Below are 15,799 nucleotides of genomic sequence, written 5' to 3'. Positions count from 1 at the left end.
GGCCTGGCTCCGGTGCGCGGCCTGCCCGGTGTGGTGGAGGCGCGGGTGCTCGGCGCGATCGGCGTGATCGAGCTGGACCGCCCGGTGGACATGCGCGCCGCGACCGACGCCGCGGTGGCCGCCGGGGTGTGGCTGCGTCCGTTCCGCAACCTGGTGTACACCATGCCGCCGTTCATCAGCACCTCCGGCGACATCGCGACGATCACCGCCGGTATGCGCGCCGCGGTGGCCGCGCAGACCGCTCGGTGACCGGTCAGGCGATCCACGGCGGGACGATCGTGCCGTCGCCGTCCGGTGTTCCGGCCCGGGCGCCCGCCGGTGCGGTGACGATGGCGGTGAAGCCGTTCCCGGTGCGCACCTGCCGCAGGACGTTCGCCGGGAGGATCACGGTGTCGCCCTCGGCGGCAGTGAGTTCCGTGCCGTCGAGCGCGATATCGAGGCGTCCGGCGAGGACGGTCCAGATCTGTTCGGCGTCGATGAAGTGCAGCGGTCCGGCCGTATCCGCGGGTACCTCGACCCGCCACAGCGCGAGCCCGGAGCCGCCCTGGGTGGGGGAGGCGAGTGTGGTCATGACGCCGCTCGGGGTTTCGGTGCGGCGGGTGTCGGAGTGTCGGATGACGGTCATCGGGCTACCACCTAAGATAGACAACATGGTTGTCCATATAGTCAACGAGGTTGTCCATCATGTCAAGTGACGCGGGTGGCTACGAGTTGCCGCTGCGCATGCTGCTCGGCTTTCGCGCGGTGGTCGACGAGGTGCACGCCGAACTGGCCGAACACGGGCATGCCGAGTTGCGGCCGATGCACGGCTTCGTCTTCCAGGCGGTCGGGCGCGCGGGCGGGCCCTACGGTTGCACGGCCGCGGACCTCGGGCGCGCGCTCGGCGTCTCGAAACAAGCCGCCGGTAAGCACATCGAGACGCTCGAGCGGCAGGGCTACCTGCGCCGTGGGCACGATCCGACCGACGCGCGCCGCAAGGTCTACACGCTGACCGAACGCGCCGCGGACGTCTTGACCCGATCGGCGCGCGCCTTCGACCGGATCCACGACCGCTGGGCGAACCTGCTCGGCGCGCACCGGCTGGCCGAGTTGGAACGCGATCTGCGCTTGCTGACACCCGGCGAGGTGTTCCGGCTCGATACGCCGAATTGGTTCACCGGTCCGTGAGCCGGTCGTGCGGGGTGCCGGGGATCTCCGGACGATCGCTGTCCGACACCATCTCCCACACCCGGAAGATGCAGTGGTAATCGTCCGACCAGCCACGAACCATCAGCAAGTAGGTGTCGCCGTCGCGCAGGACGATGCGGCGGCCGCGCAGTTTGGGATGTTCGGGGGTGTAGGTGGGCAGCACGCCGGCCAGCTTCGCCAATGCCTGCGCGCGCGTGCCGACCACTTCGGTGAGAATCCGGGGTGACCAGCGCTTCTGCTCCCCCGAGCCCGTTGTTTCCTCGACGACTATCGCCCACCGCGGCATCCGGCCGTGTTCCTCCCCGGTGAAACTTCGCCACCGCAGGCCGGTGACAACCACCAACGTCGGCTCAACGGTACCAGCGGGCGGTGGGCGGGCATCCTGAACAGCGTTCAAGTATGCTGCGGAGCTGTGACTACCGATCCGCTGAGCTGGTTGGACGAACGCGCGTCCGCGCGCGTGGCCGCGGGATTGCGCCGCGAGCTGCGCCCGCGCGCCGCACAGGCGTCGTCGATCGATCTCGCCTCCAACGATTACCTGGGCCTGGTCCGCCACCCCGAGGTGATCGAAGGCGCCATCGACGCGGTGCGCCGCTGGGGTGCGGGGGCGACCGGGTCGCGCCTGGTCACCGGCACCACCGCGGAGCACGAACTGCTGGAGACGGAGCTGGCCGAATTCGTCGGCGCCGAAGCGGGACTCGTGTTCGCCTCCGGCTACGCGGCCAACCTGGGCGCGGTCACCGCGCTCGCCGGGCGCGGCTCGCTGGTGATCTCCGACGCCGGTAGTCACGCCTCGCTGGTGGACGCGTGCAGGCTGTCGCGCGCCCGGGTGGAGATCGCGCCGCATCGCGACGTCGCGGCGGTGGACCGGCTGCTGTCGGAGCGCACCGAGGAACGCGCGCTGGTGCTCACCGATTCGGTGTTCAGCGCCGACGGCGATCTCGCGCCACTGACCGAACTGCACCGGGTGACCAGGGCCAACGCGGCGGTGCTCGTGGTGGACGAGGCGCACGGCCTCGGCGTGCGCGGCGCGGGCGGACGCGGGCTGGTGCACGAGTGCGGGCTGGCCGGGGCGCCGGACCTGGTGATCACCGCCACGCTGTCGAAATCCCTTGCCGCGCAGGGCGGTGTGGTGCTGGCCAGTGCGCGGGTGCGCGCCCACCTCATCGATGCCGCGCGCACGTTCATCTTCGATACCGGTCTCGCGCCCGCCGCCGTCGGTGCCGCGCGGGCCGCGCTGCGCCTGCTGCGCTCCGAACCGGAGCTGGCCGATCGGGTGCTGGACCGCGCCGCCGACATCGCCCGGGTCGCCGGGGTGCCCACGCCGCCGTCGGCGGTGGTGTCGGTCGTGCTCGGCCCGGCGCAGGTGGCCTTCGACGCCGCTCAGGCCTGCCGGGCGCGCGGGCTCGACGTGGGTTGCTTCCGTCCGCCGACGGTTCCGGAAGGCACGTCGCGACTGCGCCTGACCGCGCGCGCGAACCTCACCGCGGCCGAACTCGATGCCATCGCGGCGGTGCTCGGCGAGGTGCTGGCCGAGGCGCGAGAGGCGGTGCCCGCGTGACCGTCCTGCTGATCACCGGAACCTCCACCGACGTCGGCAAGACCGTCGTCACCGCGGCCGTCGCCGCCGTGGCGCGGGCAAGTGGTCGTTCGGTGGCCGTGTGCAAGCCGGGCCAGACCGGTGTCGCGGCAGGCGAACCGGGCGATCTCGCGGAGATCGAGCGGCTGTCGGGCGTCACCAGGACGGTCGAACTCGCCCGCTACCCGGACCCGTTGGCGCCCGACACCGCCGCCCGCCGCGCCGGGCTGCCGGAGCTGACGCTCGCCGACACCGCCGCCGCCGTCGACTCCCTGGCGGACGCCGACCTGGTCCTGGTCGAGGGCGCGGGCGGACTGCTGGTGCGCTTGGGCGATTTCACCTTGCTCGACCTCGCCCAGAAACTCGGCGCACCCGTTCTGCTGGTCACCGCCGCCGGGCTGGGCACGCTCAACCACACCGAACTGACCACCCGCGCACTGCAATCGGCGGGTGTGCGGTGCGCGGGCCTGGTGATCGGCTCCTGGCCCGCCGAACCGGACCTCGCCGCCGAGTGCAACCGCACCGATCTGCCCCGCGTCACCGGCGTCGACCTGGTGGGCTCGGTGCCCGAAGGCGCGGGCGGCTGGCAGCGCGCGCGATTCACCGCCGCCGCCGCGGGGTGGTTCGATCCCGCCTGGTCGCCTTTCCGCTGACGAGCCGGCCGGTTGGTGACATACCTACGACGAACCCATCCGCACCGGCAAGACCACCACGCACAGGGACACCCACCACGGGGGCTTCGCACGACTGATCCCGTACGAGCAGTGAGGCAGATCATCTCGTGCGAACCGTCGACCCTGCGGCGACCGGTGAGCAAAACCATCACCTGCTCGCTGCACGACCCCGAGGGGCGGCACCGATGTCGAAGTCAATGCACGCCGCTGTTGTCGCAAGCCGTCGCGCCCGAACGCAAGGACCCGGTCGGTGCGTCTCGTCGGGCAAACTCGCGGCCGTGCCCGCGGCGGCACGCTGAGCGGTAGCGGGTTCGTGGCGACCCTCCGCACCCGTGCCTACAGTGGGATGGATGTCGCCGATGGACGCCCGGCACCCGTCCACCGTCTCCGACTGGGACGACGCGCGACGCCGAGCTCGGCTGCGGGACACGAGCCTGGGGCACGGGTGGAAGACGTTGCGCCGTACCAAGGTGACGCTGCTTCGGGTGGCCGCACTGCTGCTGGCCGGACTCGTGGTGTTCGCGCAGTACTGGAAGTACGATGTCGCGCCGGAACAAGCGCGACTGGCGCGCACCGAGCCCGCCATCCTGCCCGTCGCCCCGCCGGTGGACTCGCAGAACTGGGACACCGTTGTGGTGGACCTGGTCGGGCTCGGCGGGCTCGATGCCACCGATACCGCCGCCGCGCTGCCCGCGCTGCGCCGGATGGGCATGGTGTGGGCGATCCGCTACGACAACGAGGGCATCGACACCAAGGTGATCGCCGACCTCATCGTGCGCGCCGCCGAACTGTCCGGCCTGCGCAACGTCGTGCTCGTCGGCCACAGCATGGGTGGCGTGATCGCGCTCGAGGTCGCCGAGCACATCCACCGCGACAGCGACCGCAGGCTGGCCGGGGTCGTCCTGGACTGCACACCGGTGGACTTGAACGCGGTCCGTCCGGAGAGCCGCGGTCGCGGGGAGGACATGCTGCGCTGGATGGGCTGGTTGCCCGGCGCCCGGGAAAGCCGCGCCCTGCGGCTGGCCGTGGAGACCTATGCCCGCCGGGACCGTTTCCTCGACCGCGGCGACGGGCCGCTCGGGATCGAGTTCGGCAAGCTCGGCGAGGTACTGGCGGAAGTGATGCGGGACAAGATCGTCTCGCGCGACGCCGCGAGCAACGGCCTGATCGAATCCCAGTTCACCGCGATCGTGGCCGGTGGCGCTACCGACGACTTGCGCACTCTGGCCCAGCCCGTGGCGGACAAGCCGCGACCCGCCATCGTCTTCATCCGGCCGCGCGACGCGAGCGCCGACCGCGTGGTCGACGTCGAGTACTCCCACCGGGCGCTGATCGAGCAATCCGGCGGCGTGGACGGCACGCTGCTGGTGGTGCTCGCGCGAAACACCGGGCACGCCAACCCGATGCAGCGCCCCCGGGAATACAACACGGTGATCGAGCAGCAGATTCTGCCGTTCCTGCAGCGCTACCAGCAGCAGGTCCGGTCGACGATGGTGGCCGCGCCGCCGCGCTGAGGGGTTCGAACCAGGCTGAGACAAACCGTATCCCGGCCGGTTTGCCCTTGCTGTAATTCGCCTATGTTCCGACCAAGTACGTTCCGGTCCGGCCGCCGCGGCCGCGCGACCGCCGCATTGCTCGCCGTGGCAACCGTTGCGACACTCGGACTCACCGGCTGCGCGAAGGACGACGAGCCGGTCGGTCCCACCGCCGACGGACCACTGCCCACCGAGGTTCCCGCCGGGACCACCCTGGTGGTCGCCGATCAGTCCGAGCGCCTGCAATCCGTGCTGCGCATCTCCGGCGAACTCGACAAGCTTCCGTTCGAGGTGGAGTTCGCCAACTTCGTCGGCGGCCCCGCCATCCTGGAGGCGTTCCGCGCAGGCGCCGCCGACGTCGCGCAGGTCGGCGACGTGCCGCCGATCCACGCACTGGTGGCGGGGCAGGACGTGCCGATCGTCGCGTCCTACCAGACCAGCACCACCGCCTTGAAACTCGCGGTGGCGCCAGGTAAGTCGGTGCCCAAGCTCACCGATCTGAAGGGCAGGAAGATCGCCTACGCCGAGGGCACGGCCCAGCAGGCCGCCGTGCTGCGCGCCATCGACAAGGCCGGGCTCACCACCTCCGACGTGCAGCTGATCCGGCTGCAGCTGGCCGAGTTCCCCGATGCCGTGCGCACCGGCCAGGTCGATGTCGCGCCGCTGATCGAGCCGAACGTCACCCGATTCCTGCGCACACCGGGCGCCTCGCTGGTCCCCGACTCCGAGACCGCGGGCATCTACGGCGGCCTCGCCTACCTGTATGCCCGCCGCGCCGTCGTGCGGGACCCGGCGAAGGCGGCCGCCACCCGCGCGTTGGTCGGTGCGTTCGTCCGGGCCTACCAGTGGGCCAACACCCACCCGCAGGAGTGGGCGCGCCGATACTACGTGGAGAACCAGAAGGTGAGCGCCGAGGACGCCCAGCGCATCGTGGACTCGCTGGGCACCTATGTCTTCCCGCATCTGGACCAGCAGCTCGTCGACCGCCAGCAGTCCACCATCGACGCCATCGCCAAGGCGGGCGAACTGCCCGAGAAGGTGCGGGCGGCCAACGGTTTCGACCTGCGCTTCGACGCCGCGATCACCCAGGCGGTCACCGAGAGCGGCGCGTCGTTCGAACCGAAGGCACGCTGATGGCCACCCTGGACGCCGCGGTGCTGCGCCGCATCGGTCTCGGCCGCTCCGCGCAGCCGATACTCGCGAAACGCAAACCGGCCCGGCCGCGCCTCGGGCCGGGCCGCCCGATCCCGTTCGGTATCGCGGTGGGACCCGCGCTGCTGGTCGCCGCGTGGGTGGCCGGTTCAGCCACGGGCACAGTGGATCCGGAAACCCTGCCCGCACCCTGGACGGTCGCCGAGACCGCCGGTGACCTGATCGCCGACGGCCGTCTACAGAGCAATCTGCTGACCTCCGTGCAGCGCGCCGCGATCGGGCTCGGGCTCGGGGTGGCGATCGGCCTCGTGCTGGCGTTGCTTGCCGGGCTGAGCCGCGTCGGTGAGGCGTTGGTGGACGGGCCGATCCAGATCAAGCGCGCCATTCCCACCCTGGCGCTGATCCCGCTGTTCATCGTGTGGTTCGGCATCGGCGAGGAGATGAAGCTGGTGGTGATCACCACCAGCGTGGCGATCCCGATCTACCTGAACACCCACGCGCACCTGCGCAGCGTCGACGCCAGGTACGTGGAACTCGCCCAGACGGTGGGGCTGTCGCGCTGGGGATTCGTCCGGCGGATCGCGCTGCCCGGATCGCTGCCCGGCTTCTTCACCGGCCTGCGGCTGGCCGTCACGATCTCGTGGCTGGCGCTGGTCGTGGTGGAACAGGTCAACGCCACCAGCGGCATCGGCTATCTGATGACCCAGGCCCGCACCTACGGCCAGATCGACATCATCGTCGTCGGCCTGGTGATCTACGGCCTGCTCGGCTTGTTCGGCGACATCCTGGTGCGGGCGGCGGAAAGGAAGGCGCTGTCATGGCGGCAGACACTCGGGGACTGAACGTCGTGCGCGCCCGGCGGTTGCGCCGTGGCTTCGGCGACCGTGTGGTGCTGCGCGACCTCGATATCGAGATCGCCCACGGAGAGTTCGTCGCACTGCTCGGGCGCAGCGGGTCGGGCAAGAGCACCTTGCTGCGGGCGCTGGCCGAATTGGACTACGACGTGCCGGGATCCGGCGAGCTGAGCGTGCCCACCGAGCGTTCCGTGGTGTTCCAGGACTCCCGGTTGCTGCCCTGGGCGCGCGTGCTGGACAACGTGACCCTCGGTCTCGGTGGTCCCGACGCGGCCGGTCGCGGTCGTGCGGCGCTGGCCGAAGTCGGGCTCGCCGGCCGGGAGGGAGCCTGGCCCAAGGAGCTGTCCGGCGGCGAGCAACAGCGCGTGGCCCTGGCGCGTTCTCTGGTCCGCGAACCCGAACTCCTGCTGGCGGACGAGCCGTTCGGCGCGCTGGACGCGCTCACCCGGATCAAGATGCACGCGCTGCTGCAAGACCTGTGCGCGAAGCATCGGCCCGCCGTCCTGCTGGTCACGCACGACGTGGACGAGGCGGTGCTGCTCGCCGACCGCGTCCTGGTGCTCGACGACGGGCGCATCGCGGTGGACCAGCGCATCGACCTGGAACGTCCACGCCGCCACGGCGATCCCGCGTTCCTGCGACACCGATCCCTGCTGCTGGCCAGCCTGGGCGTCGACGTCGCGAACACGCCTACCGACGAGAAGAAAGCCTCATGACGACCGCACCGCGCCAACTCAGCCTCAACGCCTTCATCTACCCTTCCGGCCACCACGAGGCCGCCTGGCGACATCCGTGGAGCAGCCCCGAGCGGATCTACGACGTCGCCTACTACCAAGAGATCGGACGCACCGCCGAAGCGGCGAAGCTGGACGCGGTGTTCTTCGCCGACGGTCCCGCGCTGCGCACCAACGTTCGGCACAACGCGGCCTCCGGCCTGGAGCCGATCACCCTGCTCACCGCGATCGCCACGGCCACGACGCATCTTGGCCTCATCGCCACCGCCTCGACCACGTACTACGAGCCCTACAACCTGGCCAGGCTGTTCTCCACGCTGGATCACATCTCCGGCGGCCGCGCGGGCTGGAACATCGTCACCACCGGAACCGATCTCGCCGCGGCGAACTTCGGCCTGGACAAGCATCCCGACCACGCCGAACGGTACGCGCGGGCGCGGGAATTCGTGGACGCCGTGGTCGCGCTGTGGGACAGCTGGGAGGACGACGCCATCGTCGACGACCGGGCCTCCGGCGTGTACGCCGACCCGGACAAGATCCATCCGATCGACTTCGAGGGCGAATACCTGCGGGTGCGCGGGCCGTTCAACGCGCCGCGCACCCCGCAGGGCTACCCGGTGCTGGTGCAGGCGGGCGCGTCGAACGACGGCCGGGCGTTCGCGGGCAAGTACGCCGAGGCGATCTTCACCGCGCATCAGCGGCTCGGCGACGCGCAGGCGTTCTACGCCGACATCAAGGAACGGGCCCGCGGTTTCGGGCGCGATCCCGAGCACGTCAAGGTCCTGCCCGGGATCAGCCCGTTCATCGCCGACACCGAGGCCGCGGCCAAGCGATTGGAACGGGAGTTCAACGAGCTCACCGTGCCGGAATACGGGTTGGCGCAGCTGGAGGGCATCGTCGGGATCAGCCTGCGGCACCTGCCGCTGGACGAGCCGATCCCGGTCGACTTGTTCGACGCGGCGGGCGATGTGACCGACAACGGCCAGAGCCGGTTGCAGGTCGTCGCGGGCATCGTGCAGCGCGAACGACCGACCGTGCGCGGTCTGCTGCACCGCCTCGCCGGTGCGCGCGGTCACCGGGTGTTCGCCGGAACCCCCGAACAGGTCGCCGACACCATCGAGGAATGGTTCCGCAACGGCGCCGCCGACGGCTTCAATGTGATGCCGCCGTACTACCCGGGCGGATTGGAAGTCTTCGCCGAAACGGTCGTGCCGATCCTCCAGGAGCGCGGGCTGTTCCGCACCGAGTACACCGGCACCACCTTGCGCGACCACTTCGGCTTGCCCCGCCCCGACAGCCGCTTCGCCCGCCAGCCCGCGCTGACGCGGTGATCGGCGCGGACGAAAAGGATTGTCCCACTGATCTATCGGTGCGTCGCGTTGTGGCCTTGCACGGGGTGCCCGGTGGACGTGCGGCAACGCTACGAGCCGACGGCGTCGACTTCGCCGTAGGTATCGGATCAGCGGCTCGCACCCGGTGCGGGCTTGTTTCCAGGCTCGGTTGCGAGCGGCACACGACCGATCGGCGCGGGGCCTCGCAGCGGCGGGGCGGTTCCCGCCGGTCGGGGCCACGGCGATGAGCGAGCGGTCCGTCCTGGCCGGCGAGGTCGCGGTGCCGGTGCGGTTGCGGTCGTTGACCTGGACCGTGTTCGTGCCGATGGTGGTGTACGGCATCGGGTCCGGCGCGGCGGCGCCGATGTACGCGCTGCGCGCGCTGGACCTGGGTGCGTCGGCCGGACTGGCGGGCGTCGTCGTCGCGCTGTCCGGATTGGGCATGGTGCTCACCGACCTGCCCGCGGGACGGGTGGTCGCCCGGATCGGGGAACGCGGCGCGTTGGCGGTGGGGTCGGTGCTCGGGGCGGTCGGGGTCTTCGCGGCGATCGTCGCGCCGAACGTCGGGGTGCTCGCGCTCGGGATGCTGCTGGGCGGCGCGGCGGGCGCGGTGTGGGGCCTGGCGCGTCAGACCTACCTCGTGGCCGTGGTGCCCGCGGGCGACCTCGGGCGCGCGATGTCGACACTCGCCGGTTCCATGCGGCTGGGCTTCTTCTGCGGACCGTTCCTCGGTGCGGCCGTGGTGCACTCGCTCGGCCCGAACGGCGGGCTGTGGTTGCAGCTGGTGACCACGGTGATCTCCGGCGTGGCCATGGCGGCGATCCGATCACCCGAGGCAGCGGGCGGGGCGGGGGCGCGGCATTCGCTGGGAGCGGTCGTGGTCGAGCACCGCAGGACCCTCGGCACACTGGGCCTCGCGGCGTTGCTGGTCGGTGCGGCACGAGCCGCCCGGCTGGCACTGCTGCCGCTGTGGGCGGCGCATATCGGTTCGAGCGCGTCGGCGACCAGCTTGTTGTTCGGCGTCGCGGGCGCGGTGGACGTGGTGATGTCCTATCCGGCGGGCGTGTGGCTGGATCGCTACGGCAGGCGCGCAACCGGCGTGCCGTCGATGATCCTGTTCGCCCTCGGTTTCGGCGCGCTGCCGTTCACCTCCTCGGTCCTGGGTCTCGGCTGCGCCGCCGTGCTGCTCGGGCTCGGCAACGGAATGAGCAACGGGCTGATCATGACCGTCGGCGCCGACGTCGCGCCCGACGGGCAGCGCGCGGAATTCCTCGGCGCCTGGCGGCTCACCCACGACATCGGCATGTTCGCCGGTCCGGTGGCGGTCGGCGCGATCAGCGCCCTCACCGTCCTCGGCGGGGCGGCCGTCGCGCTCGCGGTCACCGCCGCGGCGGGCGCGTACACGATGCACCGCTGGTTCCCCGGCGCGGTGGGGCCGCCGACACGCCCGCAACGGTCCTCGGGTTAGCCGCGGGGCTTCGAGCTACCGGTTCACCGGTGATCTCATGATCGGCTACGGCACCGACGACGTCGATGTGCTTCCCACCGACACCGCCGATTACGGGAGGCGCCTACAGGAGGCCAACCCCGGGATACGGGTCACGGTCGAGGAATACCCTGGCAGAGACCACAGCGGCGCGTTCCTGGCTTCGCTTCCGGATGCGCTGGCCTTCCTGAACGCGCACCTGCGCTGACGCCGGACGCGCACCCGCGAGCCGCGCCCCGCCTCAGCGGACACGGGTGCCGAGCAGGTGCCGCACGCCCGCCACGAACAGTTGCAGGCCGAAGTCGAAACGGGCTGTGGCGTCCGTGGTTTCCTCCAGCGGCGACGCGGCGTCGGGCAGGGCGCCCGCCGAGTCCATCTGCATCCTCGACTGCTCGTCCACGGTCTCGCCGAGGACGTAGTAGAGCAGCGTGAACGCCGTGAGTTCGGCCTCCTGGCGCGGCATGCCCGCGCGAATAGTGGCGCTCACCAGTCGTTCCCGTCCCTTGCTCGTGGTGAGCCGGGAAGCGTATGTCGCCGAGACCAATTCGGCGCCGTCGCGATAGGCGAGCAGGCAGTCGCGCATCCGGTGGGCCAATTCGGTGATCTGCCCGGCCCATTCCTCGGCCTGGATCGGGTCCTCCATGGGCGCGAGGATCTTGTCCGCGACCGCGCCGAGCAGCGCCTGCTTGTTGGGGAAGTGCCAGTACAACGCGCCCGGCTGGACCTGGAGGGAACCGGCCAGCCTGCGCATGGTCAGGTCGGCCAGGCCGTATCGGTCCAGAATCGCGATGGCGCCGTCGACCACGTCCGCCCGGTGCAGCTGCACTCGATGCCCTTCCCGTCGTGCTTTGACTCACTCCTACCGCTACCCTAGCCTGAACACCGTTCAAGTTGCACGGCCACCTCGGCCGAACGAAGGGATGCGTTGCAGTGACCCAGGCACCCGCAGACACCGCTGCGCCAGGACCGACGCAGGTCGGGACGTCGCCCATTCTGTCGATCGCCCGCGAGCAGGTGCTCGAACGCGGGGAAGGGCTGAACCAGGAGCAGACCCTCGAGGTGCTGCGTCTGGGTGACGACCGGCTGGAGGAATTGCTCGCCCTGGCCCACGAGGTGCGCATGAAGTGGTGCGGTCCCGAAGTGGAGGTCGAGGGCATCATCAGCCTCAAGACCGGCGGCTGCCCCGAGGACTGCCACTTCTGCTCGCAGTCGGGGCTGTTCCAGTCGCCGGTGCGCGCCGCGTGGCTGGACATCCCGAGCCTGGTCGAGGCCGCCAAGCAGACCGCGAAGACCGGCGCCACCGAGTTCTGCATCGTGGCCGCCGTGCGCGGCCCGGACGAGCGCCTGATGGCCCAGGTGGCCGCGGGCGTCGAGGCGATCCGCAACGAGGTCGACATCCAGGTCGCCTGCTCGCTGGGCATGCTCACCCAGGAGCAGGTCGACCAACTGGCCGCGATGGGCGTGCACCGCTACAACCACAACCTGGAGACCTCCCGCTCCTACTTCCCGAACGTGGTCACCACGCACAGCTGGGAGGAGCGCTGGGACACCTTGCGCATGGTCCGTGCGGCGGGCATGGAGGTCTGTAGCGGCGGCATCCTGGGCATGGGCGAGACGCTGGAGCAGCGCGCCGAGTTCGCCGCGAACCTGGCCGAACTCGAGCCCGACGAGGTGCCGCTGAACTTCCTCAACCCGCGCCCGGGTACCCCGTTCGGCGACCTCGAGGTGCTGCCCGCCTCCGAAGCGCTGCGCGCCGTCGCCGCGTTCCGGCTGGCGCTGCCGCGCACCATGCTGCGCTTCGCGGGCGGCCGCGAGATCACCCTGGGCGATCTCGGCGCCAAGCAGGGCATCCTGGGCGGCATCAACGCCGTCATCGTCGGCAACTACCTGACCACCCTCGGTCGCCCGGCCGAACAGGACCTGGATCTGCTCGGGGAGCTGAAGATGCCGATCAAGGCGCTCAACGAAACACTCTGACCCGGCTCGGTTGCGACGATGAGGCAGGCGAGCATGGGTACTGTCATGAATATGGACGAGCGCTACAACCCGTTCACCGGCAAGCGAATCGTGCCGGGTCTCGACGACGCGATCCCGGCCGCCGCCGCACTGGGCCTGGAACCGCCGCGCTTCTGCGAGCAGTGCGGTCGACGCATGATCGTGCAGGTGAGCCCGGACGGCTGGTGGGCCAAGTGCTCCCGGCACGGCGTCACCGACTCGGCCGAACTGGAACGCCGCTAGTGGCGTCGCCGTTGCGGGGTGAGGCGCGCGCGGCGACGGTGATCGCCGTCGCCGTGGTGGTGGTGAGCGCGCTGGCCGGTGCCGGATGGGGCCTGCTGGCGCCGACCGAGCGGCTGCTGGTGGTCGAGCCGGGCCGCGGAGTCGCGCTGACCGGTGAGAGCGCGCATCAATTCGACGCCCTGGCGTTGTTCGTGCTCGCGGGCGCGGTGCTCGGTCTGCTCTGCGCGCTCGCCGTGTGGCGGTGGCGCTCGGCGCGCGGGCCGCTGCTGCAACTGGGCCTGCTGGTCGGCTCCGGCCTCGGCGCGGTGGTGATGGCGCAGGTGGGGGAGCAGGTCGCCGAATGGCTGCATCCGCGCCCGCACGACCCGCCGGTCGGGCAGATCGTCACGTTGCCCGTCGAACTGGGCAGTGCGCTCGCGTTCATCGTGCAGCCGCTGATCGCGTCGTTCGTCATGCTGTTCCTCGCCGCGCTCAGTACGTCCGAGGATCTCGGCAGCGGACGCCGCGCCGCCCGCGACGAGGAAGAAGCCTTCGGCTCCCTCCCGCCCTACGGTGACGCTGCGAGTGGGGCGGAGCTGCCCTATCGTGGCTACGAGCCTGCCGTGGAAGGATATTCGGTACCCGAATACCGTCCGCGGTACTGACGCGTCGCCCGGCGGGCAGCCGTGGCGACGGAAGGCTTCCGAGCCCACCGCGGGTGTGGGAACGAAGCGTGCGCGGAAGGAACAGGACGTGACCTTTGTCGGTGGCGGGCCGGTCGTCGAAGAGCTCGACGCCAAGTTCTGGCGGGTGGCCGAACCCCTCGTCTATCGCGGCGCGACGGAGGAATTCGTGGTTCCCGCCGGTTTCCACACCGATTTCGCCTCGGTGCCGCGCGCGCTGGTCTGGCTGATCCCGCGCTACGGCAGCTACACCCGCGCCGCGATCCTGCACGACTACCTGCTCGGTTCGGGCAGAGTGAGCGTCGCCGACGCCGACGGCATCTTCCGCCGGAGCCTGCACGAACTCGGCGTATCGCTGCCGCGCCGCTGGATGATGTGGGCGGCCGTCCGCGCGGCCCACGGGTTGCGTGGCGCAGGCCCGGCCGACGTCGCCCGGTTCATCGTCGTCGCCGTTCCCTCGGTGATCTTCCTCGCGGTACCCGTCACCGTGGTGACGGTCTTCCTCTTGCTGTTCTGGTTGGTGGAACTGGCCTTCTGGGCCGCATCCCGGGTGACCCGACGGACCGAAGCCCCGCCCCCCGACCCACAGATGAAAACGGCCTGACCGGTACGACATGCAAAAGCCCCGCACCTCTAGAGGCGCGGGGCTCTTACCTAGCCACGTCGATCAGATCGCGCGGACGTCCTGAGCCTGCGGGCCCTTCTGTCCTTGGCCGATCTCGAACTCCACGCGCTGTCCTTCTTCAAGGGACTTGAATCCCGAGCCGGACACGGCGGAGTAATGAACGAAGACGTCGGCGCCGCCGCCGTCCTGCGCGATGAAGCCGAAGCCTTTTTCGCTGTTAAACCACTTCACACTGCCTTGAGCCATTGCTTTACTTCATTCTTTTCTGTAGGTGAGCCGAGCGAATCACTTCGATGGCCCGGTCTCGAAGGTCAACACTGCCATGAACCGGGCCCGCGCGACACCGGGCGCCCTGGTTTGTGAGCTAACCGACACAAGCGGCCTTCGCCGGTCCCGTCGCGTGACACGCCGGATCCGGCCTTGGGGGCGGCCGACGCGCTCGCTCCAGCGATCCCGGCCGATCGGCTGTCCCAAGCCGTGATGCCGGGGCTGCGGCGCACAGACGGCGCCGAAATCGCGAGCGAGGCCTCCGCTGGCCGGCGTATCCGGGCCGCGGTCGGGGGTCGCCGTGGTGGACCTGTTGCGCGGAGAAAATGAATGGAGATGGGGCCGATAGCGGGGGATAGTGTGGCCGCCCGGATGTCGAGAGGAGGCGGGCGATGAATCGAGCACAGGAAGCGGTGGCCGAGACGCCTCCTGCCGCGCCGGAGCGCGCGGATCTAGCGGCTTGGCGTCGGCGAGATGCCTTGCGCCGCAGCAACGCCGCGCGTCCGGTGCGGAGTAAGCGGCAGTATCGCCGCCGGGACAAGCACCGGAAAGCGGCCGCCGACCATTGACCCGAGCTCCTTCCCGCATATGCCGAGTACGACAGGGTCGCTCACGAAAGCCGTGCGAGCGTGGAAAGCGCTCGTCACGGCGGGCGCCGTTGATCAGGGGCCGGGCGGGCGCAGTGCCGCGAATTCGTCGGTGACGCGCAAGCCCGAGTCGGTGAAGCGGTAGACCGCGGCGGGGCGTCCGCCCGCGCGGCCGGGGGCCGCGGTGGCCCCGGTGGGGGTGATCACCCCGCGGCGGGAGAGGACTCGTTGGAGGTTTGTCGTGTCGACGTCGTATCCGAGGGCCGCGCAGTAGATTTCACGCAAGGTCGACATCGTGAACCGGTCCGGCGCGAGGGCGAAGGCGATGTTGGTGTAGGACAGTTTCGCCGCCAGGCGGGTGCGGGCGTGGTCGACCACCGTGCGGTGGTCGAAGGACATGTCCGGCAGCGCCGAGACCGGGTGCCAGGCGGTGTCCGAAGGCAGGTGGGGGTCGGCGGTCAGCGGAACGAGGCCGAGGTAGGCCGAGGCGATGCGGCGCGGGCTCGGCACCCGGTCGGGGGCGCTGAACACCGAGAGCTGTTCCAGATGGCTCAGCTCGCGCACGTCGACCTTCTCGGCGAGCTGGCGGCGGGCGGAGGTGTCGAGATCCTCGTCGTCGCGCAGGCGGCCGCCGGGCAGCGACCAGGTGCCCTTCTGCGGGTCGAGCGCCCGTTCCCACAGCAACACCGCGAGTTCGGTCCGCTGATCGGGCGGGCAACGCCGCAGCATGCTCTCCGCGCGGTCCACTGGGCGGTGACCTGCGGCGATGCCGCTGGGGAAGCGGCGAACCTGGAACACCGCGGTGAGCGATTCGTGGATGGTGCTACTATGGGCCACGTTTTCGATTGTAAGTCGAAAACCTGGTTTGGTGCGAATCGGCGCGCGGC

At 70.5% G+C, this 15,799-nt stretch carries 20 protein-coding genes and 1 pseudogene; 16 read left to right on the top strand and 5 right to left on the bottom strand.

Translation table 11 applies throughout. The annotated features are described in order from the left end of the window. Positions 1-249 (top strand): annotated as a pseudogene (locus tag NG1_RS14340) (adenosylmethionine--8-amino-7-oxononanoate aminotransferase BioA); the annotation flags it as partial. Between the two features lie 4 nt (positions 250-253). Here the strand turns inward: NG1_RS14340 and NG1_RS14335 are convergent. Further along, positions 254-625 (bottom strand): cupin domain-containing protein, encoded by a 372-nt coding sequence (locus NG1_RS14335; RefSeq protein WP_062970941.1) that lies wholly within the window; start codon positions 623-625, stop codon positions 254-256. A gap of 59 nt (positions 626-684) precedes the next feature. Here NG1_RS14335 and NG1_RS14330 point away from each other — a divergent pair, with 59 nt between their 5' ends. Then, positions 685-1,167: a MarR family winged helix-turn-helix transcriptional regulator gene (locus tag NG1_RS14330; RefSeq protein WP_157114046.1), complete on the top strand. Its 483-nt coding sequence runs from the start codon at positions 685-687 to the stop codon at positions 1,165-1,167. Here NG1_RS14330 and NG1_RS14325 read toward each other — a convergent pair. Continuing rightward, positions 1,154-1,531, bottom strand: coding sequence for a hypothetical protein (locus NG1_RS14325; protein ID WP_157114045.1), 378 nt, complete (start codon positions 1,529-1,531; stop codon positions 1,154-1,156). The two genes, NG1_RS14330 and NG1_RS14325, sit on opposite strands and share 14 nt — an antisense overlap. A gap of 69 nt (positions 1,532-1,600) precedes the next feature. Between NG1_RS14325 and NG1_RS14320 the strand changes: the two genes are divergently transcribed. From NG1_RS14320 to NG1_RS14280, 9 genes are all read left to right on the top strand, one after another. Beyond that, complete coding sequence (locus NG1_RS14320; RefSeq protein WP_062970937.1) at positions 1,601-2,749, top strand: 8-amino-7-oxononanoate synthase; 1,149 nt, start codon at positions 1,601-1,603, stop codon at positions 2,747-2,749. Next, the gene (gene bioD, locus NG1_RS14315; protein ID WP_040865989.1) at positions 2,746-3,420 is read left to right on the top strand and encodes a dethiobiotin synthase; all 675 of its coding nucleotides are present in this window, start codon (positions 2,746-2,748) and stop codon (positions 3,418-3,420) included. Before NG1_RS14320 ends, bioD begins: the two co-directional genes overlap by 4 nt. Before the next feature lie 371 nt (positions 3,421-3,791). Further along, positions 3,792-4,955 carry an alpha/beta fold hydrolase gene (locus tag NG1_RS14310; RefSeq protein ID WP_062970935.1) on the top strand — a complete coding sequence of 388 codons (1,164 nt, stop codon included), beginning with the start codon at positions 3,792-3,794 and terminating at the stop codon, positions 4,953-4,955. A gap of 63 nt (positions 4,956-5,018) precedes the next feature. Then, positions 5,019-6,110 carry an ABC transporter substrate-binding protein gene (locus NG1_RS14305; RefSeq protein ID WP_084498912.1) on the top strand — a complete coding sequence of 364 codons (1,092 nt, stop codon included), beginning with the start codon at positions 5,019-5,021 and terminating at the stop codon, positions 6,108-6,110. Next, a complete protein-coding gene (locus NG1_RS14300; protein WP_084498911.1) occupies positions 6,110-6,970 on the top strand; it encodes an ABC transporter permease in 861 nt (286 codons plus the stop codon). Before NG1_RS14305 ends, NG1_RS14300 begins: the two co-directional genes overlap by 1 nt. Next, complete coding sequence (locus tag NG1_RS14295; RefSeq protein WP_174315431.1) at positions 6,946-7,698, top strand: ABC transporter ATP-binding protein; 753 nt, start codon at positions 6,946-6,948, stop codon at positions 7,696-7,698. The genes NG1_RS14300 and NG1_RS14295 overlap by 25 nt, the downstream gene beginning before the upstream one ends. Beyond that, the gene (locus tag NG1_RS14290) at positions 7,695-9,047 is read left to right on the top strand and encodes an LLM class flavin-dependent oxidoreductase (RefSeq protein WP_062970933.1); all 1,353 of its coding nucleotides are present in this window, start codon (positions 7,695-7,697) and stop codon (positions 9,045-9,047) included. Before NG1_RS14295 ends, NG1_RS14290 begins: the two co-directional genes overlap by 4 nt. A gap of 244 nt (positions 9,048-9,291) precedes the next feature. Next, positions 9,292-10,515, top strand: a complete 1,224-nt coding sequence (locus NG1_RS14285; RefSeq protein ID WP_062970931.1) for an MFS transporter — start codon at positions 9,292-9,294, stop codon at positions 10,513-10,515. Positions 10,516-10,552: 37 nt separating this feature from the next. After that, complete coding sequence (locus NG1_RS14280) at positions 10,553-10,741, top strand: alpha/beta hydrolase (RefSeq protein ID WP_062970929.1); 189 nt, start codon at positions 10,553-10,555, stop codon at positions 10,739-10,741. Positions 10,742-10,774: 33 nt separating this feature from the next. On the opposite strand, the gene NG1_RS14275 is transcribed toward NG1_RS14280, so the two are convergent. Beyond that, positions 10,775-11,359 (bottom strand): TetR/AcrR family transcriptional regulator C-terminal domain-containing protein, encoded by a 585-nt coding sequence (locus tag NG1_RS14275; protein ID WP_062970927.1) that lies wholly within the window; start codon positions 11,357-11,359, stop codon positions 10,775-10,777. A 104-nt stretch (positions 11,360-11,463) separates the two neighbouring features. On the opposite strand from NG1_RS14275, the gene bioB reads away from it, so the two are divergent. From bioB to NG1_RS14255, 4 genes are all read left to right on the top strand, one after another. Further along, on the top strand, positions 11,464-12,510 hold the full coding sequence (gene bioB, locus NG1_RS14270; RefSeq protein WP_373686144.1) for a biotin synthase BioB: 1,047 nt from the start codon (positions 11,464-11,466) through the stop codon (positions 12,508-12,510). Positions 12,511-12,543: 33 nt separating this feature from the next. Further along, positions 12,544-12,771 carry a biotin synthase auxiliary protein BsaP gene (bsaP, locus tag NG1_RS14265; RefSeq protein ID WP_062970925.1) on the top strand — a complete coding sequence of 76 codons (228 nt, stop codon included), beginning with the start codon at positions 12,544-12,546 and terminating at the stop codon, positions 12,769-12,771. Then, entirely contained in the window at positions 12,771-13,415 is a 645-nt protein-coding gene (locus tag NG1_RS14260; protein ID WP_062970923.1) for a DUF2567 domain-containing protein, read from the top strand. The genes bsaP and NG1_RS14260 overlap by 1 nt, the downstream gene beginning before the upstream one ends. An 88-nt stretch (positions 13,416-13,503) precedes the next feature. Next, positions 13,504-14,037 (top strand): DUF1353 domain-containing protein, encoded by a 534-nt coding sequence (locus tag NG1_RS14255; protein ID WP_062970997.1) that lies wholly within the window; start codon positions 13,504-13,506, stop codon positions 14,035-14,037. 63 nt (positions 14,038-14,100) lie between these two features. Here the strand turns inward: NG1_RS14255 and NG1_RS14250 are convergent, their stop codons facing one another. Further along, the gene (locus tag NG1_RS14250) at positions 14,101-14,304 is read right to left on the bottom strand and encodes a cold-shock protein (RefSeq protein WP_040741190.1); all 204 of its coding nucleotides are present in this window, start codon (positions 14,302-14,304) and stop codon (positions 14,101-14,103) included. Between the two features lie 413 nt (positions 14,305-14,717). On the opposite strand from NG1_RS14250, the gene NG1_RS37440 reads away from it, so the two are divergent. Then, complete coding sequence (locus tag NG1_RS37440; protein WP_168434212.1) at positions 14,718-14,894, top strand: hypothetical protein; 177 nt, start codon at positions 14,718-14,720, stop codon at positions 14,892-14,894. A 93-nt stretch (positions 14,895-14,987) separates the two neighbouring features. On the opposite strand, the gene NG1_RS14245 is transcribed toward NG1_RS37440, so the two are convergent. Beyond that, positions 14,988-15,749 carry an NUDIX hydrolase gene (locus NG1_RS14245; protein ID WP_062970921.1) on the bottom strand — a complete coding sequence of 254 codons (762 nt, stop codon included), beginning with the start codon at positions 15,747-15,749 and terminating at the stop codon, positions 14,988-14,990. Positions 15,750-15,799 lie beyond the last annotated feature (50 nt).

Origin of the sequence: Nocardia gamkensis NBRC 108242 (assembly GCF_001612985.1) — a bacterium.
GTDB lineage: Bacteria > Actinomycetota > Actinomycetes > Mycobacteriales > Mycobacteriaceae > Nocardia > Nocardia gamkensis.
The sequence above is the reverse complement of the archived record's forward strand: the minus strand, read 5'-3'. Positions and strand labels throughout refer to the sequence as shown.

Coding starts and splice junctions, on each gene's coding strand:
- NG1_RS14280 (WP_062970929.1), top strand. CDS start 10,553: ATGATCGGCTACGGCACCGACGACGTCGATGTGCTTCCCACCGACACC.
- NG1_RS14250 (WP_040741190.1), bottom strand. CDS start 14,304: ATGGCTCAAGGCAGTGTGAAGTGGTTTAACAGCGAAAAAGGCTTCGGC.
- NG1_RS14295 (WP_174315431.1), top strand. CDS start 6,946: ATGGCGGCAGACACTCGGGGACTGAACGTCGTGCGCGCCCGGCGGTTG.
- NG1_RS14300 (WP_084498911.1), top strand. CDS start 6,110: ATGGCCACCCTGGACGCCGCGGTGCTGCGCCGCATCGGTCTCGGCCGC.
- NG1_RS14305 (WP_084498912.1), top strand. CDS start 5,019: ATGTTCCGACCAAGTACGTTCCGGTCCGGCCGCCGCGGCCGCGCGACC.
- NG1_RS14330 (WP_157114046.1), top strand. CDS start 685: ATGTCAAGTGACGCGGGTGGCTACGAGTTGCCGCTGCGCATGCTGCTC.
- bsaP (WP_062970925.1), top strand. CDS start 12,544: ATGGGTACTGTCATGAATATGGACGAGCGCTACAACCCGTTCACCGGC.
- NG1_RS14310 (WP_062970935.1), top strand. CDS start 3,792: ATGTCGCCGATGGACGCCCGGCACCCGTCCACCGTCTCCGACTGGGAC.
- NG1_RS37440 (WP_168434212.1), top strand. CDS start 14,718: ATGAATCGAGCACAGGAAGCGGTGGCCGAGACGCCTCCTGCCGCGCCG.
- NG1_RS14290 (WP_062970933.1), top strand. CDS start 7,695: ATGACGACCGCACCGCGCCAACTCAGCCTCAACGCCTTCATCTACCCT.
- NG1_RS14335 (WP_062970941.1), bottom strand. CDS start 625: ATGACCGTCATCCGACACTCCGACACCCGCCGCACCGAAACCCCGAGC.
- NG1_RS14285 (WP_062970931.1), top strand. CDS start 9,292: ATGAGCGAGCGGTCCGTCCTGGCCGGCGAGGTCGCGGTGCCGGTGCGG.